The 12,137-nt window shown below is 62.8% G+C and carries 10 protein-coding genes; 6 read left to right on the top strand and 4 right to left on the bottom strand.

The window, feature by feature from the left end; genetic code table 11:
- Window positions 1-274: 274 nt before the first annotated feature.
- The 4 genes from RHIZ70P_RS16280 to groES form a co-directional block, all read right to left on the bottom strand.
- Entirely contained in the window at window positions 275-718 is a 444-nt protein-coding gene (locus RHIZ70P_RS16280) for a DoxX family protein (protein WP_115671531.1), read from the bottom strand.
- Window positions 719-918: 200 nt separating this feature from the next.
- The gene (locus RHIZ70P_RS16275; protein WP_115671530.1) at window positions 919-1,365 is read right to left on the bottom strand and encodes a hypothetical protein; all 447 of its coding nucleotides are present in this window, start codon (window positions 1,363-1,365) and stop codon (window positions 919-921) included.
- Between the two features lie 865 nt (window positions 1,366-2,230).
- Window positions 2,231-3,871, bottom strand: coding sequence for a chaperonin GroEL (gene groL / locus RHIZ70P_RS16270; protein ID WP_115671529.1), 1,641 nt, complete (start codon window positions 3,869-3,871; stop codon window positions 2,231-2,233).
- Window positions 3,872-3,937: 66 nt separating this feature from the next.
- The gene (gene groES / locus RHIZ70P_RS16265) at window positions 3,938-4,234 is read right to left on the bottom strand and encodes a co-chaperone GroES (protein ID WP_115671528.1); all 297 of its coding nucleotides are present in this window, start codon (window positions 4,232-4,234) and stop codon (window positions 3,938-3,940) included.
- 169 nt (window positions 4,235-4,403) lie between these two features.
- Between groES and chrA the strand changes: the two genes are divergently transcribed.
- From chrA to ileS, 6 genes are all read left to right on the top strand, one after another.
- Window positions 4,404-5,789 (top strand): chromate efflux transporter, encoded by a 1,386-nt coding sequence (chrA, locus tag RHIZ70P_RS16260; RefSeq protein WP_115671527.1) that lies wholly within the window; start codon window positions 4,404-4,406, stop codon window positions 5,787-5,789.
- Window positions 5,790-5,894: 105 nt separating this feature from the next.
- Complete coding sequence (locus tag RHIZ70P_RS16255) at window positions 5,895-6,746, top strand: TIGR01459 family HAD-type hydrolase (RefSeq protein WP_115671526.1); 852 nt, start codon at window positions 5,895-5,897, stop codon at window positions 6,744-6,746.
- Between the two features lie 14 nt (window positions 6,747-6,760).
- Entirely contained in the window at window positions 6,761-7,741 is a 981-nt protein-coding gene (locus tag RHIZ70P_RS16250) for a bifunctional riboflavin kinase/FAD synthetase (protein ID WP_115671525.1), read from the top strand.
- A gap of 172 nt (window positions 7,742-7,913) precedes the next feature.
- The gene (locus tag RHIZ70P_RS16245) at window positions 7,914-8,330 is read left to right on the top strand and encodes a YeeE/YedE family protein (RefSeq protein WP_115671524.1); all 417 of its coding nucleotides are present in this window, start codon (window positions 7,914-7,916) and stop codon (window positions 8,328-8,330) included.
- Between the two features lie 13 nt (window positions 8,331-8,343).
- Window positions 8,344-8,787 (top strand): YeeE/YedE family protein, encoded by a 444-nt coding sequence (locus RHIZ70P_RS16240; protein WP_115671523.1) that lies wholly within the window; start codon window positions 8,344-8,346, stop codon window positions 8,785-8,787.
- Window positions 8,788-9,017: 230 nt separating this feature from the next.
- Window positions 9,018-12,014: an isoleucine--tRNA ligase gene (gene ileS, locus RHIZ70P_RS16235; RefSeq protein ID WP_115671598.1), complete on the top strand. Its 2,997-nt coding sequence runs from the start codon at window positions 9,018-9,020 to the stop codon at window positions 12,012-12,014.
- The last annotated feature ends 123 nt before the right edge of the window (window positions 12,015-12,137 follow it).

Below are 12,137 nucleotides of genomic sequence, written 5' to 3'. Positions count from 1 at the left end.
TGTCTCGACCCGTCCTTCGGACCCCCGTAAACGGGGAGAGGGGATGGCCGCGGCGGTGCCGCTTAGCCCTTCTCCCCGCTTGCGGGGGTGAGGAATGGTCGGCGAAGCCGACGAAACGATCCGGCGAATCGTTTCGAATGACGAACGCCCTGAGCCCAAGCGAAGGGCCGGCAAAGGTGCCGGCAGGCGGATGAGGGGCAGCTACCGCAAGACGCGAAACAGCCCGCCGGATCGCTCCGACGGGCTGCTTTTTTATTCTTAAGGGGCAAGGTTATCAGGCAGCGACGGCCACGCCGCGGCGGGCGTCGAGCGAATAGGCGCCGGGGCCGAAGGTGGCGAGCAGGATATAGGCGCCGGCGAGCGTGATGTTCTTCATCATCATGATCTGGTTCAGCACGGTCAGCCAGCCGTTTGCGGCGGCCGGAAAGTCCGGAACATTGATTGCAGAGCCGTGGAAGACGACGCCGGTGAACACGCAGAAGAGGGCGAGCAGCCAGCCGGTGATCTTGGTCTGGAAGCCGACGAGGACGAAGAGACCGGCGACCAGTTCGAACAGGCCGGCGAGATAGGCGAGCGCGGTGGCGGCGGGCAGGCCGGCGCCGGTGATCATGCCGGCGGTACCGGCCGGGTCGATCAGCTTGCCATAGCCGGAATAGATGAAGATGAAGGAGAGAAGCAGGCGGGCGATAAGGATGAGGGCGTTGTTGCTGTTGGACATGGTTTGCTCCTGAGAGAGGGCTTGCGGATCGGTCCCAAGCCCTGTGGTTTGAATTTCCTGGGAGCCTTGTCTCACCTCTTGCGCGTCCGCGATAGATGGACGAACCTTGACTGATCGTTCAGTAAAATGAAACGATGAAGCCGCGCCGCCAGCAGAACCGCCGGCCTCGGGTCAAGGAAAGCTGATACCGATGGCGGATGTCAGGAAAGGGCGCGCAGCGGCGAAGCGGCCGCCAGCTTGAAACGCGGAAAGACGAAGACGCCGAGCATGCTGCCGGCGCTCGTCTCCTCGAGCCCGTCCGATTCGCCGATGCAAAAAACCGGCTGGCGGTGGCCGTTCGGCAGGGCGATCGTCGTCGAATAGCAGAAATGCGACGACGAGGTCGCAGCCTGCTCGAACAGTTCGAGGATATGGGCCCGATCATTGGCGTCGTAGCAGCGCATCATGCTTAGCAGGCCGCATTCCGGGTTTTTCAGGCCGTGCAGCAGGGTCGCGCGTTCGCCAAGCTTGATGACGCCGTTGGAGAGGTCGCCGACCCAGCCCTCCGAAACGGTCAACTGGGTACAAATATCGCTGATGCTGTCATCAGCTTCGGGAAATCCCGCGCTGAACGATGCTGCAAGACTGGCTCTGGCAATCTTAAACAAGGCGGTCCCCCGGCATGTCCCGACGTATACGTGTTGTCGCTCTTGAATGCGTTTATTTCCGGTCGCCGGACGGCGGCCGTCGTCTCCACTTGCTCGGCGATCCGGTCGAGGCCTCAAACGCGCCGTGGACGCACGCCATCGGATAGGGCGCCAAGTATTGTTAACTATATACTAATGTATGCTGTAGAGTAGGCGCTTCGCGCATAGGTTACAACCACCCCATTCCCCATCGATGTCCGGCTCGCTGGCCGTTTACCATTGGTGGTGCCACCCCCGTAGCGTTCACCCTGGCATTTCAATCATCCGCCGAACCGTTATAAATATTTCACGCGGTCCGCAATGCGATTTTTAGCGTTCCAGAATGTTTTTTGAATACCGCGAATTTCTGACCTGCGAACTGATCCTCCCCCTATGGAACTAGGGGCAATCATTGCAGATAGCACGCTTGTCAAAAAGTGAGAACGCCTCATTTTGACCTGTAAGTTCTGTAAATCGCCGGATCGACGCAATTTTGCGACACCCTGGACTTTCCTCGCCTTCCTCCGCTACGCCTGGATCCAAGCAAAATGGAGCATAGCCATTGCCGTGGGGGAGTAAATCGGAAGTTTCATTATCATCTCCGAATGTGCGTACGAACGGATGGGCGGAGGTGATTTGGGGTTGCGGAAGTCGTTTCTTGGCCCAAACAGAAAGGGCGGTCCGAAGACCGCCCTTCCAAGAAGACTGAACCGGTTGGATCAGTATGACAGGCTTTCGCCTATCACATCATGTCCATGCCGCCTGTTCGGCGCGCTTGACGCGCTGAACCACTTTAAGTGATGGGCGGCTTTCACGGACAGTTCTGCAATCAGACCTTATGGTCTGATCACATCATGTCCATGCCGCCCATACCGCCCATGCCGCCCGGCATGCCGCCGGCTGCTTCCTTCTTCGGAAGTTCGGCGATCATGGCTTCGGTGGTGACCAGCAGGCCGGCAACCGAGGCTGCGTCCTGCAGGGCGGTGCGAACAACCTTGACCGGGTCGACGATACCCATGGCGATCATGTCGCCATATTCGCCGGTCTGGGCGTTGTAGCCCCAGTTGTCCTGATCCTTTTCGAGGATCTTGCCAACGACGATGGAAGCTTCGTCACCGGCGTTCTCGGCGATCTGGCGGGCCGGAGCCTGCAGGGCACGACGAACGATGTTGATGCCGGCTTCCTGGTCCTGGTTGACACCCTTGACGGTGATCTTGACCGACGAACGGAGCAGGGCAACGCCACCGCCCGGTACGATGCCTTCCTGAACGGCCGCACGGGTCGCGTTGAGCGCGTCGTCGATGCGGTCCTTCTTTTCCTTGACTTCGATTTCCGTCGAGCCGCCGACGCGGATCACGGCAACGCCGCCGGCCAGCTTGGCCAGACGTTCCTGCAGCTTTTCGCGGTCGTAGTCAGAGGTGGTTTCCTCGATCTGGGCCTTGATCTGGGCAACGCGGCCTTCGATGTCCGACTTCTGGCCGGCACCGTCGACAACCGTGGTGTTTTCCTTGGTGATCGAGACCTTCTTGGCGCGGCCGAGCATGTCGAGCGTGACATTTTCGAGCTTGATGCCGAGATCTTCGGAGATAACGGTACCTCCGGTCAGGATGGCGATGTCTTCCAGCATGGCCTTGCGGCGATCGCCGAAGCCCGGAGCCTTGACGGCGGCGATCTTCAGGCCGCCACGCAGCTTGTTGACGACGAGCGTTGCAAGAGCTTCGCCTTCGACGTCTTCAGCGATGATGACGAGCGGCTTGCCCGACTGAACGACGGCTTCGAGAACCGGCAGCATGGCCTGGAGGTTCGAGAGCTTCTTTTCGTGCAGGAGGATGTAGGCGTCGTCGAGATCGGCGACCATCTTTTCCGGGTTGGTGACGAAGTAGGGCGACAGGTAGCCGCGGTCGAACTGCATGCCTTCGACGACTTCGAGTTCGGTTTCGGCGGTCTTGGCTTCTTCGACGGTGATGACGCCTTCGTTGCCGACCTTCTGCATCGCTTCAGCGATCTGCAGGCCGATGGAGGTTTCGCCGTTGGCGGAAATCGTGCCGACCTGGGCAACTTCTTCCGAGGTGTTGATCTTCTTGGCCTTGGCCTGGAGATCCTTCACGACTTCGGAAACGGCCAGATCGATGCCGCGCTTCAGGTCCATCGGGTTCATGCCGGCGGCTACGGCCTTGGCGCCTTCGCGAACGATGGCCTGGGCCAGAACGGTCGCGGTCGTGGTGCCGTCACCGGCGATGTCGTTGGTCTTCGAAGCAACTTCGCGGACCATCTGGGCGCCCATGTTCTCGAACTTGTCTTCCAGTTCGATTTCCTTGGCGACCGAAACGCCGTCCTTGGTGATGCGCGGAGCGCCGAAGGACTTGTCGATGATGACGTTGCGGCCCTTCGGACCGAGCGTTACCTTCACTGCGTCAGCGAGGATGTCGACGCCGCGCAGCATCTTTTCGCGCGCAGTACGGCCGAACTTGATTTCTTTAGGTGCCATTTTCAAAACTCCCGGGGCTTAGCCCATTGGTGAATTGTTGATTTTGGGAAGAGGTAACCGGCTGAATCAGCCGATGACGCCCATGATGTCGGCTTCCTTCATGATCAGAAGGTCTACGCCGTCGAGCTTGACTTCGGTGCCCGACCACTTGCCGAACAGGACGCGGTCGCCGACCTTGACGTCGAGCGGAACGATCTTGCCGTGGTCGTCGCGAACGCCCGAGCCGACAGCGACGATCTCGCCTTCAGCCGGCTTTTCCTTGGCGGTGTCGGGAATGATGATGCCGCCCTTGGTCTTTTCTTCGGCCTCGATACGGCGCACGACGACGCGGTCGTGAAGCGGACGGAAATTGGTGCTTGCCATTGTCTAATCCCTCGATCAAATGACATGAGCGGATCCGCAAAGGACCCGCGTGGATATTGTTAGCACTCCCCCTTGGCGAGTGCTAGCGAGCTGGAGATAAGGACGGGCCCTGAGCGAGTCAAGCACGGCCTGTCGAAAATATTTCATGCGCCATCGTTAACACGGCCGCATGACAGACAATGTGACAGAGCCATTGCGCGCACTCACCGAAGATAAGGCACAAGTGGCGTTCTCCGAACTGGGGCGCGCCTTTGCCCGGATCGGCCTCATGAGCTTCGGCGGTCCGGCAGCCCAGATTGCCCTGATGCACCGCATCTGCGTCGAGGAAAAGCGCTGGGTGTCCGAAGACCGGTTCCTGCATGCGCTCAATTTCTGCATGCTGCTGCCTGGGCCGGAAGCCCAGCAGCTTGCGACCTATATCGGCTGGCTGACGCACGGCGTTCGCGGCGGCATGGCGGCCGGCCTGCTCTTCGTCCTGCCGGGGCTTGCCGTCATTCTCGGCCTGTCGACGCTCTATGCCTATTATCACGACGTCGGCTGGGTCGCCGGCCTGTTCTTCGGCCTGAAGGCGGCGATCCTGGCGATCGTCGTCGAAGCGGTGGTCAGGATCGGCCGCCGCGCCTTGAAGACGCGCTTCCATCGACTCATTGCCCTTGCCGCCTTCCTCGCCCTGTTCGCTTTCGCTCTGCCCTTTCCACTCGTCGTGTTGGCGGCCGGGCTTGCCGGTCTGGCCGAGGCACGGGCGGTTGCGCGCGACGACACGCATGCCGATCTTGGCGAGCCGGACCGGGCGGAACCGCGCCGCCTCGGCCGCTCGCTCGCCACGCTCGGCTTCTGGCTGATCGTCTGGCAGGCGCCGCTACTTCCGCTCTGGCTGCTTGCCGGCGAGGGCGGTCTTGCCGAGGTCTTCGCCTTTTTCTCCCGAATGGCGCTCGTCACCTTCGGCGGCGCCTATGCCGTTCTCGCCTATGTCGCGCAGGTGGCGGTCGACCAGTATCATTGGCTCAAACCCGGCGAGATGCTGGACGGCCTGGCGCTGGCCGAAACCACGCCCGGGCCGCTCGTGCTGGTGCTCTCCTATGTCGGCTTCCTTGCCGGCTTTCGCGACGCCGGCGGCATTCCGCCCTTCCTCGGCGGCATGCTCGGCGGGCTGCTCGCCGCCTGGGCGACCTTCGTGCCGAGCTTCGTCTGGATCTTCGCCGGCGCCCCCTATGTCGAGCGGCTACGGGGAAATCGCATGATCACGGCAGCGCTTTCCGCGATCACTGCAGCCGTCGTCGGCGTCATCCTCAACCTCGCCGTCTGGTTCGCCCTGCACGTGCTGTTCGCCGAGGTCGGGCGCTGGTCCATCTGGCCGCCCGCGGCCGAAATTCCGGGTGGAACAGCCCCCGCCTTCTCCGTCTCCCTACCGTTGCCCGACCCGACCACGCTTGATCCGGCCGCCCTGGTCCTGGCCCTCCTGTCGGCGGTGATGATCTTCGTTCTCAAGCAGGGCATGGGCCGCACCCTGCTGACGGCTGCCGCGCTCGGCCTGCTCTGGCGATTGGCATTCTGAGCGCGGGCATCCCGGCAAATTTCCACCGCGGTCGGCAAAGGGCCTTGCCATCGGGGCATTCCTTTGCAATGTCAGCCCTTGCATTTTTACAGTCAGGAACAGCGAATGGCCGAGCGCATTTCCACCTTGAGCGATGTCACCGAGCGTTATGATGTCATCCTCTGCGACGTCTGGGGCGTGCTGCACAACGGTATCGACGCCTTTCCGGCCGCCTCGGAAGTGCTGACGGCAGCCCGCGCCGCCGGCGTCTCCGTCGTTCTCATCACCAATTCGCCGCGCCGTTCGCAGGACGTCATCAACCAGTTGCGGATGATCGGCGTCGCCGACACGGCCTATGACAAGATTGTCACCTCGGGCGACGTGACCCGCACGCTGATCGCCGCCGGGCCGAAGAAGATCTTCTTCCTCGGCCCCGACCGCGACCTCAACCTGCTGGACGATCTCGACGTCGTTCGCGTGCCGGCCGAGGAGGCCGAGGCCATCGTCTGCACCGGCTTCTTCGACGACGAGACGGAAGTGCCGGAAGACTATCACGACATGCTGGTCGCCTTCGCCGCCCGAAAGGCGCCGCTGATCTGCGCCAATCCCGACCTGGTGGTCGAGCGCGGCCACCGGATCATCCCCTGCGCCGGGGCCGTCGCCGCCTATTACGAACAGCTCGGCGGCGCGACCCGCATCGCCGGCAAACCGCACAGCCCGATCTACGAAGCCTCGCTCGTGGCGGCCGCTGAAGCCCACAAGGGCCCGGTCGACAAGCGCCGCGTCCTGGCGATCGGCGACGGCATGCCGACCGACGTGCGCGGTGCGCTGGATGCCGGGCTCGACCTTCTCTACATCTCCGGCGGTATCCATGCCGCCGAATACACGGTCAACGGCAAGCCGGACGAGGCGATCCTCAATGCCTGGCTGAAGCGCGAGAATGCCGCGCCGAACTACTGGATGCAGAGGCTCGCCTGAGGCGAGGACGTGCCATGACCGTCTTTCACCGCAACGAGAAAAAGAAGCCGCTGCCGGAAAAGCTGAAAGGCGGGGTGATCGCCATCGGCAATTTCGATGGCGTGCATCGCGGCCACCAGACGGTGCTGAACCGGGCGCTGAAACTGGCGAAGTCGCGTGGCGTTCCCGCCCTGGTGCTGACCTTCGAGCCGCATCCGCGCACCGTCTTCAATCCCGACAAGCCGGTCTTCCGGCTGACACCGGCGCCGGTTCGGGCCCAGGTGCTTGAGGCAATGGGCTTTCATTCGGTGATCGAATATCCCTTCGACCGGGAGTTCTCGTCCCGTTCGGCCGAGGAATTCGTCCGCTCCATCCTGGTCGACTGGCTCGGCGCCACCGAGGTGGTGACCGGCTTCGACTTTCATTTCGGCAAGGGGCGCGAGGGTGGCCCGGCCTTCCTGATGGAGGCCGGCAAACGCAACGGTTTCGGCGTGACGCTGGTCGATGCCTTCCGCGACGAGGGGGCCGAGGTCGTCTCCTCGAGCCGCATCCGCCGCCTGCTCGCCGAGGGCAATGTCTCCGAAGCTGCCGGCCTGCTCGGCTATCGCTTCACCGTCGAGGCCGAGGTCATCAAGGGCCAGCAGCTCGGCCGCACGCTGGGCTATCCGACCGCCAACATGGCGCTGGCGCCGGAAGCGGAGCTGAAGCCGGGCATCTACGCGGTGCGCCTGCGCCGGGCCGACGGCAGCCTGCATGATGGGGTCGCCAGCTTCGGCTACCGTCCGACCGTCACCGACGATGGCGCGCCCCTGCTGGAGACCTTCGTCTTCGATTTCTCCGGCGACCTCTATGGCGAGCACTGTCGCGTGTCGTTCTTCGGCCACCTGCGCGACGAGCTGAAATTTACCGGGCTCGAACCGCTGGTCGAACAGATCCGCAGGGACGAGGAAGAGGCAAGGGCGCTTCTGTCCGGCGTCAGGCCGCTCGGTGAACTGGACGCGAAGATCGCGTTTTGAGGTTGGCCCGCTAGCGCCTTTGTTCGCCGCGCGGCTTTGTCGCGCAAAAGCATTTCCCTGCCATGTCGGGAAACATAACGTCATTGCTATGTCTCCGGCGGACGGCGCTGTATATTGAGAACCTTTCCGCCTCCGCCCTTGCCGGAATATCCGCACCCTTCAGGAAGCCTTCATGACCGAGTTTACCCCGCTTCTCTCCTTTGCCGGAGGCCTGCTTATCGGCCTTGCAGCCGTCCTGCTGATGGCGTTCTGGGGAAGGATCGCCGGCATGTCGGCCATTGTCATCGGTGTCTTTCCGCCGCTGGCGAGCGACTGGGCCTGGCGGGCGGCCTTTCTCGTCGGCGCGATCGGTGCCCCGGCACTGCTGGCGCTCTCCGGTTACCAGGCAAGCTTTTCCGTGCCGATCCCGCTTTCGGCCCTGATCGTCGGCGGCCTGGTGACCGGCCTCGGCGTCACCTTCGGCTCGGGCTGCACCTCCGGCCACGGCGTGTGCGGCATGGCGCGGCTCTCGCCGCGTTCGATCGCCGCGACGGCAAGCTTCATGGCCGGCGCCTTCGCCACCGTCTTCCTCGTCCGCCACGTCTTCTAGAAGGAGCCCGACGATGAAATATCTGAGCGCAGTCGCCATCGGCGCCATCTTCGGCATCGGTATCGTGCTGGCCGGCATGGCCGATCCGGCCAAGGTGATGAACTTCTTCGACATCGCCGGCACCTGGGATCCGAGCCTCGCCTTCGTCATGGCGGGCGCGCTCTTGGTTACGGCGCCGGGTTATGTGCTGATCCAGCGCAGCCGCAAGCAGCCGGTGTTCGACGAGGCCTTTCATATCCCGGCGAAGGGCCGCATCGATGCGCGGCTGATCGGCGGTTCGGTCCTGTTCGGCATCGGCTGGGGCATTGCCGGCTTCTGCCCCGGCGGCTCGATTCCGGCCCTCGGCCTTGGCCACCGCGAGGCCTACATCTTTCTCGCGGCGCTGGTGACGGGCATGCTGGCGGCCCGCTGGTTCCTCAAGGCCAATGTCTTCGGCCTCACCCAGCGCACCGCCTGATCATTTGCCGCGCCGCACCTCTTCCTTTTCGCGGCAAAACCCCTTAAACAACGCCCACAATGACCAGGGTTCGGCTGACCATATCCCTTCGAATTATGGGCCCGGCCTTCCGCGCGCTGTGAAAGCTGCCGGAGGGTCCGGGTTTTCGGCGTTTCTCCAAACGCTCTCCGTCACCGCGATTTACACGACCAATGCGCGACCCTAATCCGGCGCCCCTCGATGGCAAGATCATGACCGATACCAATGACAAAGTAGATTATTCCTCCACCCTCTACCTGCCCCAGACCGAATTTCCGATGCGCGCCGGACTGCCGCAGAAGGAGCCGGAAATGGCGGCCAGGTGGAAGTCGATGGAGCTTTACAAGAAGCTGCGCGCCTCTGCCGCCGGTCGCGAGAAATTCGTCCTGCACGACGGCCCGCCCTATGCCAACGGCAACATCCATATCGGCCATGCGCTGAACAAGGTGCTGAAGGACGTCATCACCCGCTCGTTCCAGATGCGCGGCTATGACGCCAACTACGTGCCCGGCTGGGACTGCCACGGCCTGCCGATCGAATGGAAGATCGAGGAAGCCTACCGCGCCAAGGGCAAGGACAAGAACGAGGTCCCGGTCAACGAATTCCGCAAGGAATGCCGCGAATTCGCCCAAGGCTGGATCGACATCCAGTCGGAGGAGTTCCGCCGTCTCGGCATCGAGGGCGATTTCGACCGCCCCTATACCACGATGAACTTTCACGCCGAAAGCCGCATCGCCGGCGAACTCCTGAAGCTCGCCATGTCCGGCCAGCTCTACCGCGGCTCCAAGCCGATCATGTGGTCGGTCGTCGAGCGCACCGCGCTGGCGGAAGCCGAGGTGGAGTATCACGAGGTCGAGAGCGACACGATCTGGGTGAAGTTCCCGGTTCGTGACTTGGACCGCACGAAGTACGCCGAACAGGTCGTCAAGATCGCGGCCATCCTGAAATCGCAAGGTGAGCCGTCTGAACCCGCGCATGTTGAGGCGGATCTCGAAGAACTGCTTTCATCGTCGGTCGTCATCTGGACCACCACGCCGTGGACCATCCCGGGCAACCGGGCGATCTCGTTCTCTTCGCGGATCGAATACGGTCTCTATGAGGTCGCCGAGGCAACCAACGACTTCGGTCCGCAGCCGGGCGAGAAGCTGGTCTTTGCGAAGCGCTTGGCGGAAGACTGCGCGGCGAAGGCCAAACTGACATTGAAGCTCTTGCGCGATGTGCCGGGAGCCGAACTGGCTTCGATCACCTGCGTCCACCCGCTCGCTGCGCTCGGCTACGACTTCCCCGTCCCCCTGCTCGACGGCGACCACGTCACCGACGATGCCGGTACCGGCTTCGTGCACACCGCGCCCGGCCATGGCCGCGAGGACTTTGACATCTGGATGCACCATGCCCGTGAACTCGAGGCGCGCGGCATCTCGTCGAAGATCCCCTTCACCGTCGACGACGCCGGTTTCTACACCGAGGATGCGCCGGGTTTCGGTCCGTCGGCTGAGGGCGGTCCCGCCCGCGTCATCGACGACAACGGCAAGAAGGGCGATGCCAACAAGCGGGTCATGGATGCCCTGATCGCGGCCAACAACCTGTTTGCCCGCGGCCGCGTCAAGCATGACTATCCGCATTCCTGGCGCTCCAAGAAGCCGGTGATCTTCCGCAACACGCCGCAATGGTTCGTCTACATGGACAAGGACCTCGGCGACGGCACGACGCTGCGCAGCCGAGCCCTTTCGGCCATCGACGACACGCGCTTCGTGCCCGCCGCCGGCCAGAACCGATTGCGCGCCATGATCGAAGGCCGTCCGGACTGGGTTCTGTCGCGCCAGCGCGCCTGGGGTGTGCCGATCTGCGTCTTTGCCGATGCCGCCGGCAATGTCCTGCAGGACGAAGAGGTCAACAAGCGCATCCTCGAAGCCTTCGAGAAGGAAGGGGCTGATGCCTGGTTCGCCGAAGGCGCCAAGGAACGCTTCCTCGGCAATGCCCATGACGCGGAAAAGTGGCTGATGGTCACCGACATCCTCGACGTCTGGTTCGACTCAGGCTCGACCCACACCTTCACGCTCGAAGACCGTCCGGACCTGAAATGGCCGGCCGACGTCTATCTCGAAGGCTCCGACCAGCATCGCGGCTGGTTCCATTCCTCGCTGCTGGAAAGCTGCGCCACGCGCGGCCGCGCGCCCTACAACGCCGTCGTCACCCATGGTTTCATCATGGACGAGAAGGGCGAGAAGATGTCGAAGTCCAAGGGCAATGTCACTGCGCCCCAGGACATCATGAAGGACGCCGGCGCCGACATCCTGCGCCTTTGGGTCATGTCGTCGGACTATGCGGAAGACCTGCGCGTCGGCAAGACCATCATCCAGACGAACATCGACGCCTACCGCAAGATCCGCAACACGATCCGCTGGATGCTCGGCACGCTGGCCCACGACACGCAAGAGGAGATCGCCTATACCGATCTGCCGGAGCTCGAAAAGCTCATGCTGCATCGGCTCTTCGAACTCGACCAGCTGGTGCGCAAGGCCTATGACGATTTCGACTTCAAGCGCATCACCCGCGCCCTCACCGATTTCGCCAATGTCGAGCTCTCGGCCTTCTACTTCGACATCCGCAAGGACACGCTCTATTGCGACGCCCCGTCGAGCCTGAAGCGCCGGTCCGCGCTCTTCGTCATCCGCAAGCTGTTCGATTGCCTCGTCCTGTGGTTCGCTCCGATGATGCCGTTCACCACCGAGGAAGCCTGGCTGTCGCGCGATCCGGACGCCGAGTCGGTCCATCTCGAACAGTTCCCGGCTATCCCGGCCGATTGGTCGAACAATGAGCTGGCCGAAAAGTGGAAGAAGGTCCGCACGGTGCGCCGTGCCGTCACCGGCGCGCTCGAAGTCGAGCGCAAGGACAAGCGTATCGGCTCGTCGCTGGAAGCAGCCCCCGTCGTGCATGTCGGCGATCCGGAGCTGCTGGCGGCGCTGGACGGCCTCGACTTTGCCGAGATCTGCATCACTTCGGGCATCACGGTTGTGGGCGGAGAAGGCCCGGCCGAGGCCTTCCGCCTCGACGACGGCACCAAGGTGGCGGTCGAGCCGAAGCTTGCCGAAGGAACGAAATGCGCCCGCTCGTGGAAGATCACCAGCGATGTCGGTTCAGACCCGGACTATCCGGACGTCTCGGCCCGCGATGCGGCAGCCTTGCGTGAACTGGCCGCCCGCCATTAACGAAATGTTACCGGATGATTTGCGCTTTTGGCGGTCATCCGGTAAATGTGCCTGAAATTGGCCGAATTCTTCGCTCAGGCGAGTAAGGAAGACATTCGGCGAAAGCATAACCAGCGGCGAGGC

The sequence above is a fragment of the Paenirhizobium selenitireducens ATCC BAA-1503 genome (genome assembly GCF_900492185.1).
Classification (GTDB): Bacteria; Pseudomonadota; Alphaproteobacteria; order Rhizobiales; family Rhizobiaceae; genus Allorhizobium; species Allorhizobium selenitireducens_A.
The sequence above is the reverse complement of the archived record's forward strand: the minus strand, read 5'-3'. Positions and strand labels throughout refer to the sequence as shown.